This is a genomic window from Bifidobacterium santillanense (genome assembly GCF_018555385.1).
Lineage (GTDB): Bacteria > Actinomycetota > Actinomycetes > Actinomycetales > Bifidobacteriaceae > Bifidobacterium > Bifidobacterium santillanense.
On the sequence record NZ_JAFEJS010000002.1, the window covers coordinates 112,786 to 139,217 of the forward strand.

The window sequence follows — 26,432 nt, forward strand, 5'->3', positions numbered from 1 at the left end:
AGGACGTAGCCCTTCGCTCGGGAAGGACACGGAAAGGGGACCACATGCGTTTCTGCATGGAATGCGGACATCAGCTCGAACCGGACGCCCGGTTCTGCACGCACTGCGGCGCACGCGTGTCCGACGCGGCGCCCGAACCGCCGGCAGCTTCGCCGGCACCGGCGACCCCTGTCCTTCCGGCGATCCCCATGCCTCCCGGCACGTCGGAACGGCGGGCCGTGCAGCCCGCGGTGCCGAATCCCCCGCAGCCTTCCCGCTTCCCCGCTTCGGACACGTCCGCCCCGGTCCCGTCCACGACGCCCGATGCGGGCGCCGGCGCCAAGGCCAGGCGCGTATGGGTCGGCGTCGTGGCGGCGATCGCGGCGGTGGCGATCGTGCTGGGGCTGGTGTTCGCGTTCGTCGTCCGCCCGGGACTTTCATCCGTTTCGACCCCGGGCGGACGCTCCGATGCGTCCGATACGACGGATTCCGGTTCGACCGGCTCACCAAGCTCGTCGAAGTCGTCCGGTTCGGAAAGCGAGTCCGGAGCGACGAGGCCGGATTCGAAGTCGCTGTCGTCGATCACCGACAAGTACTCGTCGACCGACGTCTCCGTCTCGGCGATGTTCCTCAACGACGACGGCAGCTACACGGAGGCCGACGTGGCGAACACGGCGGCCGCACGCACGAAGTTCGTCTCGGCGGGCCTGTACCTGCCGGTCTATCTCGCGGCGCGCACGGACGGCGGCGACTCGCTCACCGAGGCGCAGTCGATGATGTCCACGATGGACAACGCCGCGGCCAACCGGGCGATCGCCGATCTCGGCGGCTTCGAGGCGATGAACGCGTGGCTCACGCGGCACGGCTACAAGGACACCACCATGGAACGCGACTTCGGCGACACGCAGGCCAGCGCCGCCGGCCACGAGAACCGCAGCTCGACGTTCGATGCGGTGCGCATGCTCGCCGCCGTGGACGCGGCCGGGGCCGCCGACCTGATGAACGTCGACGTCGACGCGGAGGGCGTGACGGTCCCGGACGACATGACCGTCCACGCGCATCGCGGACAGGGCATCAGCAACACGTGGAACTACTTCGCGGTCGTCGAGACCCCGCACGGCAAGGCCGCGGTCGCCCTGGCCACGCAGAACCAGGGCAGGTCCACCGCGACCCGGATCATGAGCGACGTCCTCGCCGACATCGACGCGCAGCTCGACGACGCCGACAGGTGACCGTCGGCCGATTGCCGGCAGACCGGTCGCCGACCGACGAGAGGTCAGCGACCCATCAGCGACCGGCGTTGAACGCGGCGACCGCCTCCATGAAGCGTTTGCCGTACTGGCCGAGCTTGCGTTCGCCCACGCCGTTGACGGCGAGGAACTGGGCGTCGGTGACGGGCCTGACGCGGGCCATGTCGCGCAGGGTGCGGTCGGAGAAGACGATGTACGGCGGCTTGCCGATCTCCTGGGCGATCGTGCGGCGCAGCGCGCGCAGACGCTCGAACAGGGCGTCGTCCTCCTCGCTCGGCACGTAGGAGTCCGGGTCGACGGGGCCGGTGGTGCCGGCCGAGCCGTAGACGGTCGAGCCCGGGATTCCGGCTCCCGGACGGCGCGACCGCGCTCCCCCGGCCCCCGCGCCGGCGCGTTCGGATTTGCGGTCGACGCGCTTGATCTCGTAGTGGAACCCGGGCGCGACGGTCTCGGCGGCGCGATGGCCGAACCTGACGATCGGCAGCCTGCCGGCGTCGATGTAGAGGAATCCGTCGGTGGCCATCTGACTCAGCACGTCGCGGATGCGCGCCTCGTTCTCGTCCTTGAGCATGCCGAAGGTGGGCATGGCCGCCGGGTTGAGCCATGCGAGGTCCTGCGCCTGCGATCCGCGCAGGATCTTGACGATCTTGCCGGAGCCGACGCGCTGGTCCACGTCGTGCACGCACTGGCTGATGGCGCGGGCGATGGCGGTCACGTCGACGGTGGTGAAGGTGCGCTCGCAGTTCGCGCATGCGACGCATCCGCCCGTCGTACCCGCCGGACCGCTCGTCGGATCGTCCTCCTGACCGAAGTAGCGGGTCATGTAGCGGTGCAGGCATTCGGTGGTGCGGCAGTAGCCGATCATCCCGTCGAGCAGGCGACGGCGGTTGCGCCGCGCGATCTCCTGCTCCTCGGGGGTCATGCGCTCGTTCTCGTTGTCGTTGTCGAGCAAGCGCCGGCGGGTGACGATGTCCGACTCGTTCCACAACAGCGTGCATCGGCTGGGCTCGCCGTCACGGCCCGCGCGGCCGGCCTCCTGATAGTACGCCTCGATCGACTCGGGCATGTTGTGGTGGATGACGTAGCGCACGTTCGACTTGTCGATGCCCATGCCGAACGCATTGGTGGCGACGACGACCAGCACCCTGTCGGTGACGAAGTCGCGCTGCGCGGCGCCTCGCACCTCGGGGCTCATGCCGCCGTGGTAGGCGACGGCGATCGGCGGGGCGCCGACCCCCGCGGCGACGCCGGGACGCGCCGGGACCGACCGGTTGAGCGTCTCGGCGAGCACCTCGGTCTGCTTGCGCGTGGCGCAGTACACGATGCCGGATTCGTCCGGATGGGAGGCGACGTAGTCGACGATCCATGCGGCCTTGCGTCTGGTCTCCATCATGAGGACGTCGAAGTAGAGGTTGGGCCGGTCGAATCCGGTGACGGTGACCTGCGGCGAGCGCAGGCCGAGCAGGTTCACGACGTCGTGGCGCACCTTCTCGGTGGCGGTGGCGGTGAACGCGCCGACGATGGGCCGGCGCGGCAACGAGGTGATGAAGTCGCCGATCGACAGGTAGGAGGAACGGAAGTCCTGGCCCCACTGCGAGACGCAGTGCGCCTCGTCCACGGCGACCAGCGAGATAGGCGTGGACGAGGCGAAGTTCCTGAACCGCTGCGTCTCCAGACGCTCCGGCGCCACGTAGAGGAGTTTGACGCGCCCCGCGGCGGCCTGGGCGAGGACCATCGACTGCTCGTCGGGGGCCTGCATGCCGTTAACGAACGCGGCGGGGATACCGGCGTCGTTCAGGGCGTCGACCTGGTCCTGCATCAGGGAGATGAGCGGCGAGACGACGACGGTGACGCCGGGCAGGATCATGGCCGGGATCTGGTAGCACACCGATTTGCCGGCGCCGGTGGGCATGACCGCGAGCACGTCGCGGCCGGCGAGGAGGGCGTTCACCACGGCGGCCTGACCGGGGCGGAACGAATCGTAGCCGAAGTACCGTTTGAGCGCGTCGAGCGCCGCCGTGGAGTCAGTCATGCCCTCCAGTGTAGATGGTCGGTCAGATGGCCTTGAGGGCCTGGTCGAGGTCGGCGATGAGGTCGTCGGCGTTCTCGATGCCCACCGAGATGCGGATGAGGTTGGCGGGCACCTGCAGGGTGGTGCCGGCCACGGAGGCGTGGGTCATGGCGGCGGGCACCTCGATGAGGCTCTCGACGCCGCCGAGGGATTCGGCCAGCGTGAAGATGCGGGTGTGGTCGACGAAGCGCTTGGCCGCCTCGGCCCCGGCCGCGAGCTGGACGGAGACGACGCCGCCGAAGCCGCCGTGCATCTGGCGGGCGGCGATCTCGTGGCCCGGGTGGGATTCGAGGCCCGGGTACCAGACGCGCTCGATCACGTCGGACGGCTGCGATTCGAGCCACTGCGCGACCTTGAGCGCGTTCTCGGAGTGGCGCTGTACGCGCAGGGCGAGGGTCTTGAGACCGCGGATGTCGAGCCAGGAATCGAACGGCGAGGGCACGGCGCCGGCGGCGTTCTGCAGGAACGCGACCTGCTCGCGCACCTCGTCGTCGTTGAGCACGACGGCGCCGCCGACCACGTCGGAGTGGCCGCCGATGTACTTGGTGGTCGAGTAGACGACCGCGTCGGCGCCGTCGTCGAGCGGATGCTGGAGGGCCGGCGAGGCGAAGGTGTTGTCGACGACGACCTTGGTGCCGTACTTGTGCGCGATCTGGGAGGTCAGGGCGATGTCGGTGATGTTGAGCAGCGGGTTCGACGGGGTCTCGACCCACACGTACGCGTAGTGCTTGGCGGCGAGTGCCTGCTCGACGGCCTTGGAATCGGTGATGTCGACGACGTCGAGGCCGACGCCCCACGGCACGAACACCTTGGAGAGCAGGCGGTAGGTGCCGCCGTACACGTCGTTGCCGAGCAGGATGTTGTCGCCGGGCTTGACGGTGGCGCGCAGCAGCACGTCGATGGCGGCGAGACCGGAGGAGAAGGAGAGCGCGTACTTGGCGCCCTCGACGGCGGCGAGCTGCTCGTCGAAGCTGGTGCGGGTGGGGTTGATGGAGCGCGAGTAGTCGTGGCCGCCGCGCAGGCCGAGCACGCCGTCCTGCTTGAACGTGGAGGTGGCGTAGATCGGCGTGACCACGGCGCCGGTGGTGGGGTCGGGCTCCTGGCCGGCGTGGATGGCGCGGGTGGCGATGTCGGTGGCGGCGAACTGGGCGTTGTATTCGGCGGACATGATGGTTGGGTTCCTTTCGGTGTTGCGATGGTTTCGAGGGTACGTCGGCGTGGATGGCTTGTTGCGTGTGTCGGTATCGACGTTGCTGATGGCGGGTTATCGGTTGGTTTCGTGGGGATCCGGCCGGGGCGGCGATGCGCCGGGTTCCGGCCGGGGCGGGTCACAGGTACTGTTCGGCGAGCGACGGCTTCGTGGTGCGTTCGACGACGTCGGCGTAGCCGTTGGCGCGCATCCAGTCGTCGTCGAAGATCTTCTCGAGGTAGCTGCGGCCGGAGTCGGGGGCGAGGACGACGACGAGCTGGTTCTCGTCGAGGTCGTGCTTCTTCGCGTACTTGATGGCGCTGACGACGGCCATGCCGGAGGAGCCGCCGACGAGCAGGGCCTCCTCGGCGGCGAGCCGGCGGGTCATCTCGAACGCCTCGGCGTCGTTCGCCTTGACGATCTCGTCGGGGATGGAGCGGTCGTAGGCCTTCGGGTAGAAGTCCTCCCCCACGCCCTCGATGTCGTACTGGTGGACGTCGGCGAGGCTCGGCGCGGAGTAGATGGAGCCCTCCGGGTCGGAGCCGACCACGACGACCGAGCCGTCGGAGACCTCTTTCAGGTACTTGCCGGTGCCGGAGATGGTGCCGCCGGTGCCGATGCCGGCCACGAAGTGCGTGACCTTGCCTTCGGTGGCCTCCCAGATCTCGGGACCGGTGGTGGCGTAGTGGCTGGCGGGGCCGTTCGGGTTGTCGTACTGGTTGGGGCGGAAGCCGCCGGGGATGGCTTTGGCGAGGCGTTCGGCGACCTGGTAGTAGGAGCGCGGGTCGTCGGGGCCGGCGTCGGTCGGGGTGACGACGACTTCGGCCCCGTACGCGCGCAGCACGGCGCGCTTGGATTCGGAGACCTTGTCGGGCAGGGTGAAGATCGTGCGGTAGCCGCGCTGCTGGGCGACCATCGCGAGTCCGACGCCGGTGTTGCCGGACGTGGGCTCGACGATCACGCCGCCGGGCTTGAGTTCGCCGGAACGTTCGGCCGCGTCGATGATGCGCGCGGCGATGCGGTCCTTGGACGAGCCTCCCGGGTTCATGTATTCGATCTTGACGGCGATGGTGGCCTTGACGCCCTCCTCGGCCGGGATGTGGTTGAGCTTGACGATGGGGGTGCCGCCGATGAGGTCGGCGACGCTGTTCGCGATGGTCATGATCGTCTCTTTCCTTGTGGTTCCGGCGTGCGGTTCGGGGTGTTCCGCGGGTCCGCCGGTTGCGTGTGTCGTGTTCGGGGATTGGGGTTGGTGTGGGTTGTGGTGAAGCGACGTGCGATGTCGTGAACCGACGTTCCCCGACGAACAAGGAAGGTGACGTTTTGCGTTGATGCGATGCGATGGATGCGTTGCGGACCGGTTGCCCTGCGGCTCGCGAACCGTACGCGAACGTTGGTTCGCCATGGTTCGTGATGCTCGATTTCCGTTTGCGAACCGGATATCGGTACCCCCAACGTACCAATAGCCGTATGCGCCTGAAACCGCCGCGCACGTATTCGAAATGGATGATGCGGCGATCGCCGCGTCCGAAAGCTCTATCTCAAGTTATGCGTCACTGACCGTTCGCCTGGGGGCGTCGGTTAGCGACAACAACACGAGAGAATCTGCATGTGACTCACGATACCACTCTCCCCGTCGAGGGCGTGTCGACGTTGTCCGCATCGTGGACGGTCCGGACACCCCAGACCAGCCGCGTGCCGTCGATGTCGGACGTGACGCCCATTCACGCCGTCCGCCCGCCGGACCGTGAAATCCCCGGGAAACCGTACGCCGAGGGAGCCGAAACGGCACCCGACGGGAAGGATGGACGGGAACGGGACCGGCGGACGGGGAATCCGCGGGACGAATCACCCGATGAATCACCCGAGACGGCCGCGGCCCGGCCGGATCTCGCGGCGCGAAGTGAGCCGGGATACGATCAGCACGCAGAGCGCGAACAGGACCAGCGACTCGACGAGCGGGATCCAGACGATATAGGTGCCGAAGTCGACGCCGGAGCCGGCCGCGAGACTTCCCACCCTGCCGCTGGCGGCCCCTATCAGCCACGTCGCGAGCCACGGCTCGCCGATCACGCCGGCGACCCCGTACGCCATGTCGAACCGCATGCTGAACAATCCCCATCCGAGACCGGCCACCACGCCGAGCGTCCAGACCCCCCTGCCCGCGGCCCACGCCAACACCGCGCCGACCAGCATGCCGAGCGCCGTGGCGGCGAGCATCAGCGACAGGAACTTGAGGAACATGAACAGCCAGCCGGACTGCAGCATCGGCGAGTACGTCGCCGTACCGCCTTCAATGGAACATGTCGACCCGTCGCACACCGTCTGCGTCGATCCGACCTCCTGCCATGCGTATAGGAACTGCTCCGAGAGCGGCGCCTTGAACATATCGGAGGGAAGACATCCCCCGATCGCCTTGGCGCAGACCATCCGCACGTCGCCGCCCAGTACGATCAGCGGATAACGCGCCGCGACGATCACCATGCTGACGGCCAACGATATGGCGGTAGCTCCAATCGCCGACACTCCGACGAACGAACGCCGGGAGACGCCATGACACAGCAGCGTCGCGAAGAACCCCCACTGCCAGACCAACGCCGCCACGAACAGCATCGGGAACAGGATCCGTTCGACGTTGACGTCGCCGGACAGGCCGTTCGGCAGCAGGATCATCGCCCGGTATCGCTGATACGTCAGCACGGCGAGGACGATCACGGCGACGGCAAACACCACGGCGTACAGGGTCAGGCACCGCACGAGCGCCAGACGGAACTGACGGGTCCGTCCGTATGCGCCTCCGGATGTTGCATGCGCGTTCCCTCGAGAGGATGGGCGGGCGCCCGCCTTGATTGTCGTCTCGTTCATGATGACCGCCTTTCGGATTCGGCTACGGCATCGGCCGGGTCGGGTGCGACGGCCGCATCACCGGCTCCGCCGATGGCCCCGCCGGCCGCATCACGGTTGATTGGATCGACTGCCGCATCGCCGTCGACGCCGGTGACACCGGTGACGCGGATGAAGTAGTCCTGCAGGCCGAGGCCGCTCGCGACGACGCCCTCGGGGATGTCGCGCATCGGCACGGGGCCGCGTACGGTGACGCTGGCGAGCCGGCCGATGCGCTCGTCGGCGATGACCTGCAGACCGTCGGCCTCGACGAACGCGCGGATCCGGCTCCCATCGCCGACGAGCACGGTCGCGCGCGAGGCGACCGAATCGGCGTCGAACGCGTCGACGATGCGGCCCTTGTCGAGGATGACCGCGCGCTCGACCACCTGCGCGACCTCGTCGATGATGTGGGTCGACACGACGATAATGCGCGGACGCTCGCCGTACGATTCGAGCAGGAACCGGTAGAAGCGCTCGCGGTTGGCCGCGTCGAGGCCGTTGACCGGTTCGTCGAGGAGCAGCACGTCGACCGGCACGGATAGTGCGGCGGCGAGCCGGACGATCTGGCGCTGGCCGAGCGAGAGCTGGCTGTACGCCGTGCCCGGTTCGACGCCGAACGCGGTGAGCATGCGCACGGCGAACGCCCAGTCGAGGCCGCCGTAGTAGCGCTCCTCGCGTTTGAGGATCGCCGTGGTGCGCACGGCTGCCATGAACGGCAGCGTCTCGTTGACGAGGGTGATGCGCCCCTGCGCGTCCTCGTTGTCGCGCACGTCCGCGCCGTCGAGTTCGACGACGCCGGAGGTGGGCAGCAGCCGGTTGGCGATGACGCCGAGCAGCGTGGACTTGCCGGCGCCGTTGCGGCCGAACAGGCCGTGGATGCCGGGCTTGAGGGTGAGGTTCACATGGTCGAGCGCCGGCGCGCCGCCCTTGCGGAACGTCTTGGTGAGGTCCCTGATGGCCAGAGTCATGATGCGTACCCCCTTTCGATGATGGCCTTGAGCTCGTCGGCCCCGATGCCGAGGCGCTTCGCCTCGGCGACGAACCGCGCGACCTCGACGGACAGGAACTCGTCGCGCCTGTCGTCGCCGGCCCTGCGCCGGGCGCCCGCGGCGACGAACATGCCGATGCCGCGGCGCTTTTCCAAGAGGCCCCGGTCGACCAGCAGGTTCATGCCCTTGAGCACGGTCGCCGGGTTGATGCGGTAGGCCGTGGAGATTTCGGTGGTGCTGGGCACTTGCTCCCCCTCCTTGTAGATGCCGGCGATGATCGCCTCGTTCAGCTGGTTCGCCACCTGCCGGAACAGCGGCTCGCCGCTGGTGTCGTCGAAATGCAAGACGGTACACCTCCTTCGATGTCTGTCCGGGATTCGCGCGGGCCCGCGCGGCCCGCACGTGCGACGCACGCTCCCGTGCGCCCGAGCGCCGTAGCGGCGATAGAGGTTCGCGCTTCCATCGCCCGCACCGCATGACCACCACCCTTCGGCCGTTCCTCCGATACACCTCGTTGGTTAGTTGGTCATGTAACTAACTATAGAACCCACGCGTCGTCACGTCAACGCGTCCGGCATGCCATCGGGGCGACGAGGCGGCCCCGCGGACGTCGTCGCGAAGGCCGAAAACACCGCAACGACAACGTTGTTATCGCAACCAAACGATTCGGAAGGGCTGCAATATGGATGACTTCAGCGTGCGACACGCCGAATCAGCGACGTAAATACTAGACAATAACCGTTTTCATGGCCGATTATATCGTTTCAAACGTGCTGAATTTACCCATTTTGTTACTTTTTGTGCCAATGAAGTTGTTTTTTGTTGAAATACGGGGGTATTATGACGCGTGTTAGCGCAATCATTCAAGGAAGAGAGCAATCATGAGTCAAGGGCAGGCACAGACGCAGCCGCATCTCGCGCAACGCATCGCGTACGCATGCGGCAACTTCGGTCAGTCCGCGTTCTACAACGCGCTGAGCACCTACTTCGTCATCTACGTCACCGAGGCGCTGTTCGCCAACGTCGACAAGGGCAAGGCCGCCGGCCTGATCGCGCTGATCACCGGCCTCGTCGTCGTGATCCGCATCGCCGAGATCTTCATCGACCCGCTGCTGGGCAACCTCGTCGACAACACCACCACCAAGTTCGGACGCTTCCGCCCGTGGCAGTTCCTCGGCGGCCTCGTCTCCGCCCTGCTGCTCGTCATGGTGTTCACCGGCCTGTTCGGTCTGGTCAACGTGAACCAGACGTGGTTCATCGTGCTCTTCGTCATCACGTTCATCGTGCTCGACGTGTTCTACTCGCTGCGCGACATCTCCTACTGGGGCATGATCCCGGCCATCTCCGAGGATTCCCACGAACGCTCCGTCTACACCGCGCTCGGCACGTTCACCGGCTCCATCGGCTACAACGGCCTGACCGTCGTCGTGGTCCCGATCGTCACCGCCTTCACCTACATGTTCACCGGCCGTCACGAACAGGGCCAGGCCGGCTGGACCGCGTTCGCCGTGATCGTCGCCCTGCTGGGCATCCTGACCGCTTGGACCGTCGCGTTCGGCACCAAGGAGAACGAGAGCGCCCTGCGTTCCAAGGCGCAGAAGGCCGGCGGCCCGCTGCAGGCCTTCAAGGCGATCGCCCAGAACGACCAGCTGCTGTGGGTGGCGCTGAGCTACCTGTGCTACGCCATCGCGAACGTCGCCACCACCGGCGTGCTGTTCTACCTGTTCAAGTTCGTACTCGGCCTGCCGAACAGCTACTCGATCGCCGGCGTCGTGCCCGTGGTCGTCGGCCTGATCATGTCCCCGCTCTACCCGATCGTCAACCGCCGCGTGCCGCGCCGCTACCTGTTCCTCGGCGGCATGGCCCTGGTCGTCGTCTCCTACCTCGTCTTCCTGCTGAGCGCCAGCACGAAGAGCCTGCCGCTGGTGGTCGCGGCGCTGGTGCTGTACTACGTTCCGCAGACCTTCATCCAGATGACCGTCATCCTCGGTCTGACCGATTCCATCGAGTACGGCCAGCTCAAGAACGGCCGCCGCAACGAGGCCGTCACCCTGTCCGTGCGCCCGATGCTCGACAAGATCGCCGGCGCCGTCTCCAACGGCCTGGTCGGCTTCATCGCGGTCTCCGCCGGCATGACCGGCCACGCGACCGCCGCCGACATGACCGCGGGCAACATCGCCACGTTCAAGACCTTCGCGTTCTACATCCCGATGGCGCTCATCGTGCTCGGCTTCCTCGTGTACTTCTTCACCGTGAAGATCAGCGAGAAGATGCACGCAGAGATCGTCAAGCAGCTCGAGGTCAAGCTCGCGCGCGAGAACGGCGCCTCCTCCGAGGAGTCCGCGTCCGTGCGCGGCGCCGGAGCGGTCCAGGTCGCCGACGGCGTGCAGACGCCCGACGCGGCGGCGCAGGCCGCGCGCGTCGTGGCCGAGGCCTCCGAGGTCACCGGCATCGCCGACGCCGCCTGACGTCCGATTCCGTAGGGAGGGAACCGCAACCCCGGAAATGCGAATATGAGGAGCCGCACCTCGATCCGACGATCGCAAGGTGCGGCTCCTCATATTCGCATTTCGCGGGATTCCCATACCCGGTACGGCGCGCATCGGCTCCGGGATCGCCGTGAGTCGGACGATCGGACGAACCGCGGCAGACGACGCCCTCCCCCTACAGCGAGGCGGCCTCGATGAGACGTCTGGTGTAGTCGGATTCAGGGCTCCCGAGCACCCGATCCGTGGGACCGGTCTCGACCACGCGCCCGTCGCGCAGGACGAGGATGCGGTCGGCGATGTGCTGGACGACGCCGAGATCGTGCGACACGATGATCAGCGCCGGCCGGCCGGAATGCCCGCTCCCCGTGCCGGAGCCGTGCAGGATCGACTGGAACGTTTCGAGGATCTGCATGCGCGCGGCCACGTCGATGGCGCTCATCGGCTCGTCGGCGAGGATGACCTTCGGCTCGTTGACGATGGCGCGAGCGATGGCGACGCGCTGCGCCTGTCCGCCGGACAGATCGCACGGATAGCGGTCGAGGAACGCGCGCGGGTCGAGACCGACGCGCGCCAGCGCCTGCGCGGTCCTCGCGCCGACCTCGTCGAACGCGAATCCGAGCGCGCGGCGGCGCAGCCACAGCGGCTCGGACACCGACCGTTCGACGGTCCATCTCGGGTCGAGCGAACCGTACGGGTCCTGGAACACGATCGACGATTCGGCGCGCAGGGCCCGCATGCCGGCCGTGCCGCGCGCGACCTCGTCGCCCCGGTAGGAGACCGTTCCGGCGTCGGCCGCGTCGAGGCCCAGCATGATGCGGGTGAGCGTGGTCTTGCCCGAGCCGGATGCGCCGATCACGGCGAGGCACTCCCCCGCACGCACCTCGGCGGACACGTCGAACAGCACCTGACGGCGACGCTTCGGCGTGAGGAGCCCGGACAGCCCGGCGTGCATGTCGCGGGCCGCGAACGAGGCGTCGATGTGGCGTGCGGCGAGCAGGATGTCAGTCATGATGCGCCTCCAGCGTTAGGGTGCGGGCGGCGGAGACGAGATCCCGGGTGGGCGCGGCCTTCGGCGCGGTGAGCAGGTCGGCGGTCGTCCCGGTCTCGACCACACGGCCGGCCTCGAGCACGTAGCAGCGTGTGGTGGCGCGCGAGAGCACCGCGAAATCGTGCGTGATGAACAGCATGGACGCGCCCGCGTCGTCGACGAGCGAAACGAGCAGGTCGACGATCTGACGCTGCGTGATCGAGTCGAGCGCGGTGGTCGGCTCGTCGGCGACGATGAAGCGCGGCGAGGTGATGAGCGCCGTCGCGATGCCGACGCGCTGGCGCTGCCCGCCGGACAGCTCGTGCGGGCGCTTGTTCAGCACGTCCTGCGGCAGTCCGACCTTGTCGAGCATGGCGCGAACGCGCTCCTCGCGCTCGCCTGCGCCAAGGTCGTAGTGCATCCGCAGCGGCAGCTCGATCTGTTTGGCGACGGTCGCGACCGGGTTCAGCGCCGCCGCCGGATTCTGGAACACGGTTCCCACGTATCGTCCGCGCAGATCGGCGAGCGTCCGCTCGTCCGCGTAGCCGTCGTCGCCGAGCACGACCGCATCGCCCATCGCGATCCGCCCCGACGGCGTCGCTTCGTGCGGCAACAGTCCCAGCAGCGATTTCGCGATCATCGACTTGCCCGACCCGGACGACCCGATCAGACCGACGCGCTCCCCGTCGCCGACCGCCAGATCCACCCCGTGCACGATCTCCGTCGCCCCGACGGCGACACGCAGCCCTTCGATCTCAACGCTCATCGACGATCTCCTTCGTCCCATGTGCAACGAGGGGTGAATCCGCTGATGCGATGCCCGACCGTAGGCTTGGCCGAGCGGCCTGGAGCGTGTCGGGCATCGCATCAGCGGATTCACCCCGGACACCCGCACGAAGCGCCGGATTCGCCACGGGATCGGCCGCGTCGCGCAACGCGTCCCCGAACAGGTTCAACGCGACGACGACGAGCGTGACGATCAAACCCGGCCACAGCACGGTGAGCGGGAACACGTTGATCAGCTTGACCGAGGTCGCGAGCGAGTGCCCCCAGCTGGGCACGCCCGCACCGACGCCGACGCCGAGGTACGTCAGTCCCGCCTCGGCCAGCACCGACGTGCCCGCCGACATGGACAGCTGCACCGCAAGCACCGGCGTGATGTTCGGCACGATGTGCCGCACGAGCACGTAGAGGCCGCTCGCCCCGTCGGCCCGCGCCGACTCGACGTACTGCGAGCGTGCGGCGAGCAGGGCCGCGGGACGCGCCACGCGGGCGAGGTTCAGTCCGTAGGCGATCGAGCAGGCGCCGACGACGACCGCCGCCGAGGCGCCGAACGGCACGGCGAGGAGCAGCGCGATGAGCACGGTCGGGATGGAGATGAGCGCGTCGACGACGGCGACCGACACGGAGGCGAGCGCCGAGGAGCGCGCGACCATGAGGCCGACGAGCAGGAGTCCCAGCGCCCCCGAGCAGACGACGGTGAGCAGCGCGATCACGAGGTTGGTGTGCGAGCCGGCCATGAGCCAGCTCAGCACGTCGGCGCCGGTGCCGTCGGTGCCGAGCCAGTGGTCGGCGGACGGGACGGCCCACACGTGGTAGCCGTCGGTGGCGAGCAGCGGACGCGGCGTCCAGAACAGGGAGACGAGCGCGACGAGCAGCCACAGGGCGAGCACGACGAGCGCGTACCGGCCCGTGCCGCGCGACCACATGGTGCGCAGGATCACACGAAGTCGTTGCATCATTCCTCCTCCGCTGCGAGCCGCGGGTCGAGCGCGCGGTGGGTCAGGTCGACGATCAGTCCCAGCACGAGGAAGAACGCGGCGAGCAGGAACAGCTCGCTCTGCACGGCGACGAGATCGCGGTTGCCGACGTCGCCGACGAGCAGCGCGCCGAGTCCGGGAAGGGCGAACAGGTTCTCGATGACCATCACGCCGGTGATCATCGAGGCGAACGTGAGTCCGATGACGGAGACGAGCTGCGGGGTCGCCAGACGCAGTCCCACGTGCAGCATCGCCTGCGTGCGGGTCATGCCGCAGGCCATCGCCATGTCGACCGGCCCGCCGTCGACGGCGACGTCGTCGAGCGCGGCGCGCGTGTAGCGCATGATGCCGGCCGCGGCGACGAATCCGGTGGCGAGCGCCGGCAGGATCAGCGAGGCGATCGCGCGGGCGGGATCACCCCACCCGTCGGCCGGGAAGCCCTGCGAGGGGAACAGGCCGATGAGACCGACGCCCCGGCCGAACAGCAGGAGCAGCAGCAGGCCGCTCCACAGGGCGGGCACCGCTCCTCCTGCGATGGCGAGCACGTGGAAGAGGCCGCGCAGCCGCGGCGATCGCGCGATCGAGGCGGCGCAGCCGAGCGGCAGGCCGATGGCGAGCGCGATGACGAGGCTCATGACGATCAGCGGGAACGTGATCGCGGCGCGGCGGCCGACCTGTGCGGCCACGGCCCGTCCGGTCAGCGCGGACATGCCGAGGTCGCCGTGCAGCAGCCCACCGGCCCAGTCGAGGTACTGGACGACGTACGGCCGGTCGAGCCCGAACTCGGCGCGCAGTTCGGCCACGCGCGAGGCGGACGCGTTGGTGCCGGCCATGACGACGGCCACGTCGCCCGGCAGGATGCGCAGCGCCGCGAACACAAGCACCGACACTCCGACCAGCGCCGCCGCGAACAGCAGCAGTCGCCTCACCACGAATCGCATCGGAGTCCTTACTTGTTCGGCGTGTAGGTGACCTGCCAGAGGGGCAGGACGGTCTGGGAGAGGTTCTGCGGATAGCCCTTGACTCCCTTGGCGTAGGCCTGTTCGACGCGCCAGCTGAACAGCCAGTCGGCGGGGGCGTCCTCGGAGACGATCCTGGCGGCCTTGGCGAGGTACTTGGACGCCTCGTCGTCGGAGGTGGCGACGAGCGCCTTGGCGTAGAGGTCCTGCACCTGCTTCGAGTCGTAGTGGTAGTAGTAGCTCGGCGTGGCCCACTTGTAGAAGTCGTGGCTCTCGGCGTGGTCGACGAGCGAGAGGTCGTAGTCGCCGTTGGTGTGCACGTCCTGCAGCCAGGTGGAGAACTCGACGTAGTTGATCTTCAGGTCGATGCCGATGGGCTTGAGCTGGCTCTTGAGCTGGTCGCCGAGTTCGGTGCCGTACACGTTCGCGTAGGTGAGGGTGAGCTCGAGCGGCTTGGACTCGGAGTAGCCGGCCTCCTTCATGAGCGCCTTGGCCTTGGCCTCGTCGTGCGGGTAGAGGTCCGTGAGGTCCTCGTAGCCGGGATCGACCTTCGGGATCGGGCCGCCGAGGGCCGCGTCGACGCCGCCGCGCGAGGCGATGATCTGCTTATGGTCGATGGCGTATCGGATGGCCTGGCGCACGCGCTTGTCGGCGAGCTTCGCGTTGGTCATGTTGAAGGCGAGGACGAACTTGTCGGAGCCGTCGCCCTCCTTGACGACGTAGTCGGAGTCCTTGCGGAACGGCTCGGCGAGGGTCGCGGTGATCGGCGAGAGGACCTGCACGTCACCGCTCTTGAGCGCGTTGATGCCGGCGTTGTCGTCGGGCAGGAAGCGGATGATCACGTTCTCGGTCCGTGCCTTGTGCGCGGTGCCCCAGTACTTCGGGTTGGCCTTGAACACGATCTTGTCGCTCGGGTCGAACGAGGCGACGGTGTACGGGCCGGAGCCGAGCGCGCCGGTCTTCTCGTCCCACGTGCCGTCCTTGTCGTAGACGAGGCCGGGGCGGCCGGTCAGGTACCACAGCATGTTCGAGTCGGGCGCGGAGAGGGTGATCCTCACGGTCGTGGGGTCGACGGCCTCGGCCTTGTCGAGGTTCTTGACCTGATCGTAGTTGTAGTACTTCCTCGCCTTGAGCTCGTTGATGGACCAGGCCACGTCGTCGGCGTCGAGCGCGTCGCCGTTGGAGAAGGTCATCTTGTCGTTGAGGTGGAACGTGTAGGTCAGGCCGTCCTTCGACACCTCCCAGCTCTTGGCCAGGCCCGGGTGGACCTTGTTGTCGGAGCCGCGCGAGACGAGGCTCTCGTACACGTTGCCGATGAGGATCTGCTCGAGCGCGGAGCCGGACTGGTGGCGGATGTCGAGGTTGACGGGGGCGAGCTTGAGGCCGATCGAGACGGTGTCGGACTGCCTGGATGCGGCGGTCGAACCGCCGGCCGCGGCGTCCGCGCCGGCCTGCCTGTTCGTGAAGAAGGTGTTGACGCCGACGACGAGCGCGGAGACGACGATGACCGCGATCAGCGACCACAACCACCATTTCGGCCCCTTGCCGCCCTTCCTCGGGGTCTTCGCGCGGGCGTTCAGGCTCGCGTCGGTGCTGGCCGCATCGTGCTTCTTCTGCTCTTCGTTGGTCGCGCCGGTCCGGCCGTGCGCACCGTTGTCCTGGGACATATCGTCTCCCTAGTGCGGAAGCGGGCATGCGTCGCCCGGTTCCGATCGTGTGATGTGATGTGTGTGCGGTTGACCGCCCCGGTCGAGGTCGATCACCGCGTACCACTATAGACCACGATCCGACCGATGCGCCCCGGCATGATCCGCGGGCCGGCGCCGATACGGCGATGGCCCCTCACGGGGAGGGGCCATCGTCATCGTTCGGTCGGCGTCGTTCCGACGTCACGTCCGTCGGGTCACAGCTCGAAGCCGAGCTCCTCGGCGGCGTCGGTGGGGACCGGGTCCTCGCACCAGAAGTCCTCGAGGTTCTCGTTGGTGGTCAGGGAGCGGATCTCGGCCTTGTCGATGTACAGCTCGCCGCTCAGATGGTCGGTCTCGTGCTGGAAGATGCGGGCCGGCCAGCCGTGCAGCTGCTCCTTGTGGTGCCTGCCGTCCTCGTCGTCCCATTCGGCCGTGATGTCGAGCCAGCGGCGACGCACGGCCTGATAGCCGTCGAAGCTGAGGCAGCCCTCGTAGAAGCTGGCGGTCCTCTCCCCCACCGGCGTGTACTTCGGGTTGATGATCACGTGGAACGGGAACTCGGCGATCTCGCGCGGGTCGTCCTCGTCGTCGCGCACGTGGTCCTCGACGACGGCGAGCGCGAGGCCCAGGCCGATCTGCGTGGCGGCCAGTCCCACGCCCGGTGCCTCGAGCATGGTGACGCGCATCGTCTCGATGAGCTTGGCGAGCGTGCGCTTGGACAGCTGGCCGGTGTAGGCGGCGGTCTGCTGGCGCAGGACCGGTTCGCCGGCCTGCACGATCGGCAGGATCTGTTCCTTGCCTCCGGTCTTGATGAGCTGCTCGACGTCGCGGTTCAGCGCGAGGTCGACCTTCGCGTTCTTTCCGAACATATGGGTCCTTTGCTGGTGGGGCCTGATGGGTGACGGGTGGGACGGCTCGGTCTACAGGGCGAGCTCGTCGGCGACGACCTTGGCCAGACGGGCGCAGACCTCGTCGGCCTGCTCCTGCGTGGCGGCCTCGGCCATGACGCGCACGAGCGGCTCGGTGCCGGACGGGCGCAGCAGCACGCGCCCGGTGTCGCCCAGGAGCTTGGACTCCCGCTCGACGGCGGCCTGCACCTTGGCGTTGGTGGGGGCGGCCATCTTGTCGACGTTCGGCACGTTGACGAGGGTCTGCGGCAGCTGCGGGAAGTCGGCGGCGAGCTCCTTGAGGCTCTTGCCGGAGCGGACGACCTCGTTGCACAGGGTCAGCGCGGTCAGGGTGCCGTCGCCGGTGGTGGCGAACTCGCGGTTGATGACGTGGCCGGACTGCTCGCCGCCCAGCGTGTAGCCGCCGCGCAGCATCTCCTCGAGCACGTAGCGGTCGCCGACCGCGGTCTGCACGGTCTTGATGCCCATGTCGCGCAGGGCGAGCTTGAGGCCCAGATTGCTCATGACGGTGACGACGAGCGTGTTGTCGGCGAGCTTGCCGGCCTCCTTCTTGGCGCGCGCGAGGATGCCCATGATCTGATCGCCGTTGACCATGTTGCCGTCCTCGTCGACCGCGAGGCAGCGGTCGGCGTCGCCGTCGAACGCGACGCCCATGACGGCGTCGGTGGCCTTGACCATGGCCTGCAGCTGCTCGGGGTGGGTGGAGCCGGCGTGCTTGTTGATGTTGTAGCCGTCCGGGGAGGCGTTGATGACCATGACCTCGGCGCCGGCGCGGCGCAGCGCCTCGGGGGCCACGACGGAGGTGGCGCCGTTCGCGCAGTCGGCCACGATCTTGAGGCCCTTCAGGGGCTTGGGCTGGGTCTTGTCCGGGTTGACCGGGGCGATGGCGGAGACCAGATGGTCGATGTACAGGTTGGTGGCGGTCACGGTGTCGTGGCTGACGCGGCCGACGCCGGCGCCGGTCGGGCGGTCCCAGTCCTGGCCGAGCACGGCCTCGATCTCGTCCTCCTTGGCGTCGGGCAGCTTGAAGCCGCCGCGCGCGAAGAACTTGATGCCGTTGTCGGGCATCGGGTTGTGGGATGCGGAGATCACGGCGCCCATCTCGACGTTGAGCACGGAGGTCAGGTACGCGACGCCCGGGGTCGGGATGATGCCCGCGTCGATCACGTCGAAGCCGCCGGCGGACATGCCCGCGGACAGCGCGGAGGCGAGGAAGTCGCCGGACACGCGCGTGTCGCGGCCGATCAGCGCGCGGCGACGGCCCTCGGGCTGGTTGTCCTTCGTGCCGGCGTCGCCCAGCACGCGCACGGCGGCGTCGCCCAGATCGAGCGCGAGACGCGCCGTCAGATCACGGTTCGCGAGACCGCGAACACCATCGGTTCCAAACATCTTCGGCATAGTTGCTGAACATCCTTCAATCGAACGGATCAGGATGACGCACGACCGGGTCCGCTGGCCCGGAGCGGCGCGCCCCGAATAACGTGACCCATCGTAATCGGCGCGGGACGCAAAATCACCCGTTTCGTCCGATTGCTTCCCGATTCGGGCACATTCGGCGTCCGGGGACGACCGCCGCTCAGTACGTCTTGATCGCGAGGTCGATCGTCAGGACGACGCCGGCGATGACGGCGGCCCAGCGCATGACGCGCGCCGGGATGCGGCGGGTGATGGGCGGGGCGATGTACCCGCCGATGAAGCAGCCGATGCACAGCATGATCGCGGCGGGCCAGTCGACGACGCCGCGCACGATGAACACGACGGACGCGGTGATGTTCGCGCCGGTGCCGATCAGGGTCTTCAGCGCGTTGATCTTGTGGAACGGGCCGATGTTCGCGGCGTCGAGCACGGCGAGCGCGACGGTGCCGGCGCCCGCGCCGAAGTATCCGGAGTAGACGGCGGTGCCGACCACGCCGAGCCACACCCACCACGAGTCGCGGCTCATCGGCTGGACCGGGCGTTCGGAGGCGGCCTCGGCCCGCTCGACGGCCCCGGTGTCGTCGGCGCGGCGCTCCTGCATGAGCCGGAGCTGCTCGTGCGCGTCGCGCGCGGCCTGCTTGGCCTGCATGCGGCCGCGCGGATTGGCCGCGATGACGAGGGAGCTGAACAGGATCAGCGCGGGGGCCGCGAACTCGAAGACCTTGGGGTCGAGCTCGAGCAGGAGGAACGCACCGGCCACGCCGCCGACCGCGCCGATGGCGACGTAGACGGCGACGCGCGCCATCTGTCCCTTCAGCTCGCGCCTGGCGCCCATCACACCGCCGATGCCGGTGCCGACCACGCCGACCGTGTTCGACGCGTTCGCGAGCACCGGCGGGATGCCGAGCGCGAGCAGCGCCGGGTACGAGACGAGCGACGACGCCCCCACCGCGTATCCGACGAATCCCGCGCCGATGCCGGCGAGCAGGATCAGCAGCAGCGTGACGACGGAAAAACCCGCGACCATCCTTCGGCTTCCTTCCCGTTCCAAGGTTCCCTGACCTTGTGCGAGGATACGCCGTTGCGGACGGTTCGCGGGTTTTCTCTTGTTATGTGGACCCTATGCGGGTCGCGTGCACGGGCTCAGCGGATCACAGGGACTCGTTGTACCTGCGGACCTTGAGCGTGCGCTTGGAGGAGTACACGTTCTCGAGGATGATGCGGCGCAGCGCGGCGTCGGCGTCCTCGTGGGCGGCGAGCCAGGATTCGCCGAGCGAGACCAGCTCGGACGGGTCGGCGTAGCCCGGGTACAGGCCCTCGAGCAGCGCCTCGGCCATGTGGAAGGTCTTGTTCTTCCAGATCCAGTCGACGGTCTCGAAGTACTTCGCGGCGTACGGCTCGGCCAGATCCGGGCGCGGGGTGGCGGCGAATCCGCGGGCCACGGCCTCGAGCTGGCTGTTGGTCAGGTCGGCGTTGTTGAGCGCCTGGTCCCACGCCCACGCCTTCGCCTCGGCGGTGCCCTTGACGGCGCGGGCGCCGTAGGCGAACTCGCGGTTCTCCGTGGTCTCCTTCTTCCTGAGCTGCGCGTCGATGTCCGCCTCGTCGTACTCGTTGACCGAGGCCAGGGCGTTGACGATCGTCCAGGTGAAGTTGTTGTCGATCTCGAGGCCGTCGAGCGCGACGGAGCCGTCGAGCAGGCCCTTCGCGTTGGCGACGAACGCGTCGTCGCCCTCCTCGCCGTAGCCGAGGTAGGCGGTGGCGAGCTGGAACTGGGCGTCGGAGCCGGCCTCGGCGGCGGACGCGAGCTTCCACAGCTCGGCGGCCACGTGCTTGAGGACCTCGTCGCGACGGTCGGCGGCCACGTAGTGGTGCGCGGTGGTGCTCATGCAGGCCAGCGCGTAGCGGAACGTGGTGGACTCGGTCTCGGTGGCCAGCAGGCGCAGCGTCAGGTCGACGAAGCGCTCGGCCGGGAACTCGCCGTCGCGGGTCATGTCCCAGAAGGCGAGCCAGATGACGGCGCGGGCGAGCGCGTCGTCGAAGTCGGGCAGACGCTGCTCGGCGAACGCCAGGGAGTTGGCGTCGAAGCGGATCTTCGTGTAGGTCAGGTCCTCGTCGTTGATCAGGAGGAGGGCCGGACGCTGCCTGCCCGCGGCGGCCTCGACCGTGGTGGTCTCGCCGTCGACGTCGAGCTCGAGTCGGTCGGTGCGCACGATGCGGCCGGTCGCCTCGTCCTCGTTGTAGAAGCCGAGGGCGAGACGGTGCGGACGCAGGACCGGGTGCTCGGCCGGCGCGGTCTGGGTGAGGGTGAGGGAGGCGATGGTGCCGTCGCCGTTCTCCTCGAGGGCCGGGGCGATCGTGTTGATGCCGGACTGCTCGAGCCACTTGGCGCTCCACGCCTTGAGGTCGCGGCCGGAGGTCGCCTCCAGCTCGTTGAGCAGATCGCCCAGGGTGGCGTTGGAGTACGCGTGCTTGTTGAGGTAGTTGTGGATGCCCTGGAAGAACTTCTCGCGGCCCACGTAGAAGACGAGCTGCTTGAGCACGGAGGCGCCCTTCGCGTAGGTGATGCCGTCGAAGTTCACGTACGTGTCGTTGAGGTCGTTGATCGGGGCGACGATCGGGTGCGTGGTGGGCAGCTGGTCCTGGCGCAGCGCCCAGCTCTTCTCGCCGGAGCAGAAGGTGGCCCATGCGTCGTGCCATTCGGTGGCCTCGGCGGTGGCGAGCGTGGAGGTGAACTCGGCGAAGGACTCGTTGAGCCACAGGTCGTTCCACCACTTCATCGTCACGTAGTCGCCGAACCACATGTGGGCGAGCTCGTGCAGGACGGTGACGACGCGGCGCTCGGCCAGGGCGTCGGTCACCTTGGACTCGAAGACGTAGGAGTCGCGGATGGTGACCATGCCGATGTTCTCCATCGCGCCCGCGTTGTACTCGGGCACGTAGATCTGGTCGAACTTGGCGTACGGGTAGGGCACGCCCCATGTCTTGGCGTAGAAGGCGAAGCCCTTCTTGGTGATGTCGAACAGGTAGTCGACGTCCTTGGCGAACGCCTCGGCGACGGCCTGACGGCAGTACTGCGCCATCGGGATGACGCGGCCGTCCTCGTTGTGGTACTCGGTGTGCCACTCGGCGTACGGGCCGGCGCAGATGGCGGTGAGGTAGGAGCTCATCACCGGGGTGGCCTCGAAGGACCACAGCCTGGACGTCTCGGCCGGCTTGGCCTCGAGCGTGCCCTCGGCGGTCTCGCGGTCGCTCTCCTCGACGGAGGCGGCCGGCATGTTGGAGGTGACGATCCAGCTCTTGGGGGCGAGCACCTTGAAGTCGAAGGTGGCCTTGAGGTCGGGCTGGTCGAACACGGCGTAGACGCGGCGGGCGTCCGGCACCTCGAACTGGGAGTAGAGGTACACGTTGCCGTCGGACGGGTCGACGGAGCGGTGCAGGCCCTCTCCGGTGTTGGAGTAGCGGCACAGCGCCTTGACGACGACCTCGTTCTTGGTCTTCAGGTCGGTCAGCTCGATGCGGTCGTCGACGAAGACCTCGGCCGGGTCCAGGGCGCGGCCGTTGAGCGTGACCTCGCTCACCTCGTCGGCGATCAGGTCGAGGAAGGTGGACGATCCCGGCTGCGCGTTGAAGCAGATCAGGGTGTCCGAGCCGAAGGTCTTCGCGCCGACGGTCAGATCGAGGTTCACGTGGTAATGGATGGGCGCCTCGACGACGGCCTTGCGGGCCTCGGCCTCGACGCGGGTCAGATTCGATCCGGGCATGGATGCTCCTTAATATCCTTAGACATGAACAAGGCTCCCCCTTGTGTTCAGGGGGAGCTTTGTCCTAACTGCTGGTGCTGATGCTGGTGGGATTGGTTAGCGCGCGTCGACGTCGGTGGCGATGTCGGCGACGACCGGGACGATCATCGGCTTGCGCTTGAGCTGGCGGGCGATCCAGCCGCCGAGCGTGCGGCGCATGATCTGCTGCAGCTTGTACGTGTCGGCGGTGCCCTGCATCATCGCGTCGTTGAGCTGTTCGACGATCTGGTGACGGACCTTGTCGAACTCGCTCTCGTCCTCGGCCACGGCGTTGAGGTAGATCTTCGGTCCGGAGATGACCTCGCGGGCCTCGGTGTCGACCACGACGAACGCGGAGACGAAGCCCTCGGTGCCGAGGATGCGGCGCTTCTCGAGCTCCTCGTCGGTCAGCTCGCCGACCGAGTCGCCGTCGACGTACACGTAGCCGCACGGCACGGAGCCGACGACCGCGGCCTTGCCGTGGTAGAGGTCCACGACGTCGCCGTCCTCGGCGAGGACGACGTTCTGCGGGTCCACGCCGGTCTTGACGGCGATCAGGCCGTTGGCCACGAGATGGCGGTTCTCGCCGTGGATCGGCATCGCGCACTTGGGCTTGACGATGTTGTACATGTACAGCAGCTCGCCCTCGTTGCAGTGGCCGGACACGTGCACGGCCGCGTTGTCGCGGTTGACGACCTTCGCGCCGAGCTGCACGAGCTTGTTGATGACCTTGTAGACGCCGTGCTCGTTGCCCGGGATCAGCGAGCTGGCGAGGATGACGGTGTCGAACTCGTTGACGTGGATGTCGCGGTGGTTGCCGTCGGCGATGCGGCCGAGGGCGGCCATCGGCTCGCCCTGCGAACCGGTGCACATGTAGACGAGCTTGTCGTCCTGGATGTCGTTGGCCTGCTTGAGGTCCACGACGGTGCCCTCGGGGATGTGCAGGTAGCCGAGGTCGGCGGCGATGGACATGTTGCGCACCATCGAACGGCCGACGAAGACGACCTTGCGCCCGTACTTGTGGGCGGTGTCGACGACCTGCTGCACGCGGTGGACGTGGCTGGAGAAGCTCGCGACGATGATCTTGCGGGTGGCCTGCGCGAACGCCTGGTCGAGCGCCGGTCCGATGGAGGTCTCCGGCTTGACGAAGCCCGGCACCTCGGCGTTCGTGGAATCCATCATGAGCAGATCCACGCCCTTCTCGCCGATCTTGCCGAACTCGACCAGATCGGTGATCTTGTGGTCGAGCGGCAGCTGGTCGAGCTTGATGTCGCCGGTGTCGATGAGCGAGCCGGCCGGGGTCTTCACGTACACGGCGAGCGCGTCCGGGATGGAGTGGGTCACGGTGACGAACTCGAGCTCGAACGGGCCGACCTTGAGCTTGTCGCGGCCCTGGACCTCCACCTTGGTGGGGCTCTGGTGGTGCTCCTTGCACTTCGCGTCGACGAAGGCGAGGGTGAGCTTGGAGCCGATCAGCGGGATGTCCGGACGGAGCTTGAGCAGGTACGGCACGCCGCCGATGTGGTCCTCGTGGCCGTGGGTCAGCACGAGGGCCTCGACCTGGTCGAGACGGTCCTTGATGTAGCTGAAGTCGGGAAGGATGAGGTCGACGCCCGGCTGCTCCTCCTCGGGGAAGAGCACGCCGCAGTCGATGAGCAGCAGGTGGCCGTTGTACTCGATGACGTTCATGTTGCGGCCGATCTCGCCCAAGCCGCCGAGCGGCGTGATGCGCATCGAGCCCTTGCGGTACTTCGGCGGGGCGATGAGCACGGCGTCCTGCTGGGGCGCGGTGGCCTGCGTGCCGACGTTCTGACGGCGGGTGCGGGAGGCGTTGGACGCGCCGCGCGAGCGGCCGGCGGAACGGCCCTTGCCGCGGGTGTTGGACGCGGAACGGCCGGAGGTGCGGCCGGATGCGGAACGACCGGAGGCCGCGCCGCGTGCGGCGGAGCCGCGACGGCGGCTGCCGGTGGTCTTCTTGGCGCCCTTGGCGGCGCCGGCGTTGGTGTTGCTGGTTTGTTCTTGTGCCATGACTTTCTTGTGTTTCCTGATTTGCTTTCTGTGCCTCCGCGCTCTCGCGGGGGCGACGTGTGCTGGACTACAGCAGCCCGGCCGCGTGCATGCCCGCCCTGGCCTTCTCGATCTGGGCCTCGTCCGGGCCGATGTTCGGCAGCCTCATGAAGGTGGAGTCGATGACGCCGCGCACCTTGAGCGCGGCCTTGGCCATGACGGCCTGGTAGCCGTCGCCGTTGAGGGCGTGGACCAGCGGGGCGAGCTGGTTGGCGAGACGCTGGGCCTCGTGGATGTCGCCGCGGTCGAACGCCTCGGCGAGATCGCGCATCGGGCCGGCCGCCGCGTGCGCGATGACGGAGATGATGCCCACCGCGCCGATGGACAGGAACGGCAGGAACAGGCCGTCATCGCCCGAGTACCAGGCGAGGCCGGTGCGCTGCTGCTTCTCGACGGCGGCGGCGAGGTCGCCGGTGGCGTCCTTGACGGCCACGACATGCTCGAGCTCGGCGAGGCGGTCGTAGGTGTCGACCTTGACCTTCAGTCCGGTGCGGCCGGGCACGTCGTAGACGATGATCGGCTTGTCGGTGCTCTCGTCGACGGCCTTGTAGTGGCCGACGATGCCGTTCTGGGACGGACGGGAGTAGTACGGCATGACGACGAGCACCGCGTCGGCGCCCGCCTCCTGGGTCTGCTCGACCATGCGCACGGTGTGCGCGGTGTCGTTGGAGCCGGCGCCGGAGATCACCGGCACGCTCACGACCTCCTTGACCGCGCGGACGAGCTCGACCTTCTCCTCCATGTGGGTGACGGGCGATTCGCCGGTGGTGCCGTTGACCACCAGACCGTCGGCGCCGTCGGCGACCAACTGTTTGGCGAGCCTCTGCGCCGCCTCGTAATCGACCTCGCCGCTGGGCTTCATGGGGGTGACCATGGCGGGAAGGATGCGCCCGAACGGGGCGGGATTCAGCAGATGCATATCGCTCTCAGTCATATCGTTTACCGTACTTCGCGTTGTGGACTCGTATTGGACTTGTGGAGGGGACCCGGCTCACAGGTCGAGGAACTTGTCGAGGCCGATGGTCAGACCGGCGGGGGCGTCGCCGGCGAGCTTGCGCACGGCGAGGAGGACGCCGGGCATGAAGGAGCCGCGGTCGAAGCTGTCGGCGCGGATGACGAGCTGCTCGCCGGCGTTGCCGAAGAGCACCTCCTCGTGGGCGTTGAGGCCGCGCAGACGCACGGCGTGCACGTGGATGCCGTCGACGACCTGGCCGCGGGAGCCGCCGTCGGTCTGGGTGTTGTCCGGCACGGGGCCGAGGCCGGCGGCCGCGCGGGCCGCGGCGATGCCCTGGGCGGTGTGGATGGCGGTGCCGGAGGGGGCGTCCACCTTGTTCGGGTGGTGCAGCTCGATGACCTCGACGGATTCGAAGTACTTCGCGGCCTGCGTGGAGAAGTGGTCGGCGAGCACGGCGGAGATCGCGAAGTTCGGCGCGATGAACACCTTCTGGCTCTCCGGACGGGGGCCGGCGGCGATGGCCTCGCGCACCCGGGCGAGCTTCTCCTCGGTCCAGCCGGTGGTGCCGACGACCACGTCGACGCCCTGCGCGACGAGGGCGAGCACGTTGTCCAGGCTCACGGCCGGCACGGTGAACTCGACGACCACGTCGGTGTTCTCCGGCGTGATGGCCTTCAGGTCGTCGCCCGCGTCGAGCGCCAGCGCCAGCTGCGTATCCGCGGCTCCGTTCACCGCGTCGACGACGTGCGATCCCATGCGTCCCTTGGCGCCGACCACCGAAACCCTGATCATGTTTGACTCCTTGCCGCCCGATTGGCGTGATTGTCGTGATTGTGCTGTCTTGACTTGTCCCGACCGGCCCGCGCGGCATGACCGCCGCGGCCGCCTGTCCGTTTCGCACCGAGCCTAGCATTCCCCGCGGCTTCGCGGTAGCGGCGTTCCACCGGATCGATCCGGAATCGGGCGCGGCTATACTGGAGGGCGGCGCCGACGGATGGTCCGCGGCGACCGCAACGCACC

The 26,432-nt window shown here is 68.0% G+C and carries 20 protein-coding genes; 2 read left to right on the forward strand and 18 right to left on the reverse strand.

The genetic code is table 11. The features are described from left to right. Positions 1 to 44: 44 nt before the first annotated feature. Entirely contained in the window at positions 45 to 1,211 is a 1,167-nt protein-coding gene (locus JS528_RS03085) for a serine hydrolase (protein WP_214357647.1), read from the forward strand. A 55-nt stretch (positions 1,212 to 1,266) separates the two neighbouring features. On the opposite strand, the gene JS528_RS03090 is transcribed toward JS528_RS03085, so the two are convergent. From JS528_RS03090 to JS528_RS03115, 6 genes are all read right to left on the reverse strand, one after another. Then, complete coding sequence (locus JS528_RS03090) at positions 1,267 to 3,261, reverse strand: RecQ family ATP-dependent DNA helicase (RefSeq protein ID WP_214357648.1); 1,995 nt, start codon at positions 3,259 to 3,261, stop codon at positions 1,267 to 1,269. A gap of 22 nt (positions 3,262 to 3,283) precedes the next feature. After that, complete coding sequence (locus JS528_RS03095) at positions 3,284 to 4,468, reverse strand: cystathionine gamma-synthase (protein ID WP_214357649.1); 1,185 nt, start codon at positions 4,466 to 4,468, stop codon at positions 3,284 to 3,286. Positions 4,469 to 4,628: 160 nt separating this feature from the next. Then, on the reverse strand, positions 4,629 to 5,651 hold the full coding sequence (locus JS528_RS03100) for a pyridoxal-phosphate dependent enzyme (RefSeq protein WP_214357650.1): 1,023 nt from the start codon (positions 5,649 to 5,651) through the stop codon (positions 4,629 to 4,631). Between the two features lie 698 nt (positions 5,652 to 6,349). After that, complete coding sequence (locus tag JS528_RS03105) at positions 6,350 to 7,354, reverse strand: hypothetical protein (RefSeq protein WP_214357651.1); 1,005 nt, start codon at positions 7,352 to 7,354, stop codon at positions 6,350 to 6,352. After that, complete coding sequence (locus JS528_RS03110) at positions 7,351 to 8,343, reverse strand: ATP-binding cassette domain-containing protein (RefSeq protein ID WP_214357652.1); 993 nt, start codon at positions 8,341 to 8,343, stop codon at positions 7,351 to 7,353. The genes JS528_RS03105 and JS528_RS03110 overlap by 4 nt, the downstream gene beginning before the upstream one ends. Beyond that, complete coding sequence (locus JS528_RS03115) at positions 8,340 to 8,708, reverse strand: GntR family transcriptional regulator (RefSeq protein WP_214357653.1); 369 nt, start codon at positions 8,706 to 8,708, stop codon at positions 8,340 to 8,342. The genes JS528_RS03110 and JS528_RS03115 overlap by 4 nt, the downstream gene beginning before the upstream one ends. A 537-nt stretch (positions 8,709 to 9,245) precedes the next feature. On the opposite strand from JS528_RS03115, the gene JS528_RS03120 reads away from it, so the two are divergent. Then, complete coding sequence (locus tag JS528_RS03120) at positions 9,246 to 10,832, forward strand: glycoside-pentoside-hexuronide (GPH):cation symporter (RefSeq protein ID WP_214357654.1); 1,587 nt, start codon at positions 9,246 to 9,248, stop codon at positions 10,830 to 10,832. A gap of 196 nt (positions 10,833 to 11,028) precedes the next feature. On the opposite strand, the gene JS528_RS03125 is transcribed toward JS528_RS03120, so the two are convergent. The 12 genes from JS528_RS03125 to dapB form a co-directional block, all read right to left on the reverse strand. Further along, positions 11,029 to 11,862 (reverse strand): ABC transporter ATP-binding protein, encoded by an 834-nt coding sequence (locus tag JS528_RS03125; RefSeq protein WP_214357655.1) that lies wholly within the window; start codon positions 11,860 to 11,862, stop codon positions 11,029 to 11,031. Further along, positions 11,855 to 12,646 carry an ABC transporter ATP-binding protein gene (locus JS528_RS03130; protein ID WP_214357656.1) on the reverse strand — a complete coding sequence of 264 codons (792 nt, stop codon included), beginning with the start codon at positions 12,644 to 12,646 and terminating at the stop codon, positions 11,855 to 11,857. The genes JS528_RS03125 and JS528_RS03130 overlap by 8 nt, the downstream gene beginning before the upstream one ends. Next, a complete protein-coding gene (locus JS528_RS03135; RefSeq protein ID WP_240541306.1) occupies positions 12,636 to 13,619 on the reverse strand; it encodes an ABC transporter permease in 984 nt (327 codons plus the stop codon). Before JS528_RS03135 ends, JS528_RS03130 begins: the two co-directional genes overlap by 11 nt. Further along, positions 13,619 to 14,581 carry an ABC transporter permease gene (locus tag JS528_RS03140; RefSeq protein ID WP_214357657.1) on the reverse strand — a complete coding sequence of 321 codons (963 nt, stop codon included), beginning with the start codon at positions 14,579 to 14,581 and terminating at the stop codon, positions 13,619 to 13,621. Before JS528_RS03140 ends, JS528_RS03135 begins: the two co-directional genes overlap by 1 nt. Positions 14,582 to 14,589: 8 nt before the next feature. Continuing rightward, positions 14,590 to 16,266, reverse strand: a complete 1,677-nt coding sequence (locus JS528_RS03145) for an ABC transporter substrate-binding protein (protein WP_214357658.1) — start codon at positions 16,264 to 16,266, stop codon at positions 14,590 to 14,592. Positions 16,267 to 16,502: 236 nt separating this feature from the next. Further along, the gene (locus JS528_RS03150; RefSeq protein ID WP_214357659.1) at positions 16,503 to 17,156 is read right to left on the reverse strand and encodes a peptide deformylase; all 654 of its coding nucleotides are present in this window, start codon (positions 17,154 to 17,156) and stop codon (positions 16,503 to 16,505) included. A gap of 51 nt (positions 17,157 to 17,207) precedes the next feature. After that, complete coding sequence (gene glmM, locus JS528_RS03155; protein WP_214357660.1) at positions 17,208 to 18,593, reverse strand: phosphoglucosamine mutase; 1,386 nt, start codon at positions 18,591 to 18,593, stop codon at positions 17,208 to 17,210. 178 nt (positions 18,594 to 18,771) lie between these two features. Continuing rightward, positions 18,772 to 19,638: a sulfite exporter TauE/SafE family protein gene (locus JS528_RS03160; RefSeq protein ID WP_214357661.1), complete on the reverse strand. Its 867-nt coding sequence runs from the start codon at positions 19,636 to 19,638 to the stop codon at positions 18,772 to 18,774. Positions 19,639 to 19,762: 124 nt separating this feature from the next. Next, positions 19,763 to 22,372 carry an aminopeptidase N gene (gene pepN, locus JS528_RS03165; protein WP_214357662.1) on the reverse strand — a complete coding sequence of 870 codons (2,610 nt, stop codon included), beginning with the start codon at positions 22,370 to 22,372 and terminating at the stop codon, positions 19,763 to 19,765. Positions 22,373 to 22,468: 96 nt separating this feature from the next. Next, the gene (locus JS528_RS03170) at positions 22,469 to 24,418 is read right to left on the reverse strand and encodes a ribonuclease J (protein ID WP_214357663.1); all 1,950 of its coding nucleotides are present in this window, start codon (positions 24,416 to 24,418) and stop codon (positions 22,469 to 22,471) included. Positions 24,419 to 24,485: 67 nt separating this feature from the next. Further along, entirely contained in the window at positions 24,486 to 25,391 is a 906-nt protein-coding gene (gene dapA, locus JS528_RS03175; protein ID WP_214357664.1) for a 4-hydroxy-tetrahydrodipicolinate synthase, read from the reverse strand. Between the two features lie 57 nt (positions 25,392 to 25,448). Next, entirely contained in the window at positions 25,449 to 26,204 is a 756-nt protein-coding gene (dapB, locus tag JS528_RS03180) for a 4-hydroxy-tetrahydrodipicolinate reductase (RefSeq protein WP_214357665.1), read from the reverse strand. Between the last annotated feature and the right edge of the window lie 228 nt (positions 26,205 to 26,432).

What these genes read in the sequence shown, in the direction of transcription:
- JS528_RS03085 (WP_214357647.1), top strand. Translation starts at nt 45, where the DNA reads ATGCGTTTCTGCATGGAATGCGGACATCAGCTCGAACCGGACGCCCGG.
- JS528_RS03090 (WP_214357648.1), bottom strand. Translation starts at nt 3,261, where the DNA reads ATGACTGACTCCACGGCGGCGCTCGACGCGCTCAAACGGTACTTCGGC.
- JS528_RS03095 (WP_214357649.1), bottom strand. Translation starts at nt 4,468, where the DNA reads ATGTCCGCCGAATACAACGCCCAGTTCGCCGCCACCGACATCGCCACC.
- JS528_RS03100 (WP_214357650.1), bottom strand. Translation starts at nt 5,651, where the DNA reads ATGACCATCGCGAACAGCGTCGCCGACCTCATCGGCGGCACCCCCATC.
- JS528_RS03105 (WP_214357651.1), bottom strand. Translation starts at nt 7,354, where the DNA reads ATGAACGAGACGACAATCAAGGCGGGCGCCCGCCCATCCTCTCGAGGG.
- JS528_RS03110 (WP_214357652.1), bottom strand. Translation starts at nt 8,343, where the DNA reads ATGACTCTGGCCATCAGGGACCTCACCAAGACGTTCCGCAAGGGCGGC.
- JS528_RS03120 (WP_214357654.1), top strand. Translation starts at nt 9,246, where the DNA reads ATGAGTCAAGGGCAGGCACAGACGCAGCCGCATCTCGCGCAACGCATC.
- JS528_RS03125 (WP_214357655.1), bottom strand. Translation starts at nt 11,862, where the DNA reads ATGACTGACATCCTGCTCGCCGCACGCCACATCGACGCCTCGTTCGCG.
- JS528_RS03130 (WP_214357656.1), bottom strand. Translation starts at nt 12,646, where the DNA reads ATGAGCGTTGAGATCGAAGGGCTGCGTGTCGCCGTCGGGGCGACGGAG.
- JS528_RS03135 (WP_240541306.1), bottom strand. Translation starts at nt 13,619, where the DNA reads ATGCAACGACTTCGTGTGATCCTGCGCACCATGTGGTCGCGCGGCACG.
- JS528_RS03140 (WP_214357657.1), bottom strand. Translation starts at nt 14,581, where the DNA reads ATGCGATTCGTGGTGAGGCGACTGCTGCTGTTCGCGGCGGCGCTGGTC.
- JS528_RS03145 (WP_214357658.1), bottom strand. Translation starts at nt 16,266, where the DNA reads ATGTCCCAGGACAACGGTGCGCACGGCCGGACCGGCGCGACCAACGAA.
- JS528_RS03150 (WP_214357659.1), bottom strand. Translation starts at nt 17,156, where the DNA reads ATGTTCGGAAAGAACGCGAAGGTCGACCTCGCGCTGAACCGCGACGTC.
- glmM (WP_214357660.1), bottom strand. Translation starts at nt 18,593, where the DNA reads ATGCCGAAGATGTTTGGAACCGATGGTGTTCGCGGTCTCGCGAACCGT.
- JS528_RS03160 (WP_214357661.1), bottom strand. Translation starts at nt 19,638, where the DNA reads ATGGTCGCGGGTTTTTCCGTCGTCACGCTGCTGCTGATCCTGCTCGCC.
- pepN (WP_214357662.1), bottom strand. Translation starts at nt 22,372, where the DNA reads ATGCCCGGATCGAATCTGACCCGCGTCGAGGCCGAGGCCCGCAAGGCC.
- JS528_RS03170 (WP_214357663.1), bottom strand. Translation starts at nt 24,418, where the DNA reads ATGGCACAAGAACAAACCAGCAACACCAACGCCGGCGCCGCCAAGGGC.
- dapA (WP_214357664.1), bottom strand. Translation starts at nt 25,391, where the DNA reads ATGACTGAGAGCGATATGCATCTGCTGAATCCCGCCCCGTTCGGGCGC.
- dapB (WP_214357665.1), bottom strand. Translation starts at nt 26,204, where the DNA reads ATGATCAGGGTTTCGGTGGTCGGCGCCAAGGGACGCATGGGATCGCAC.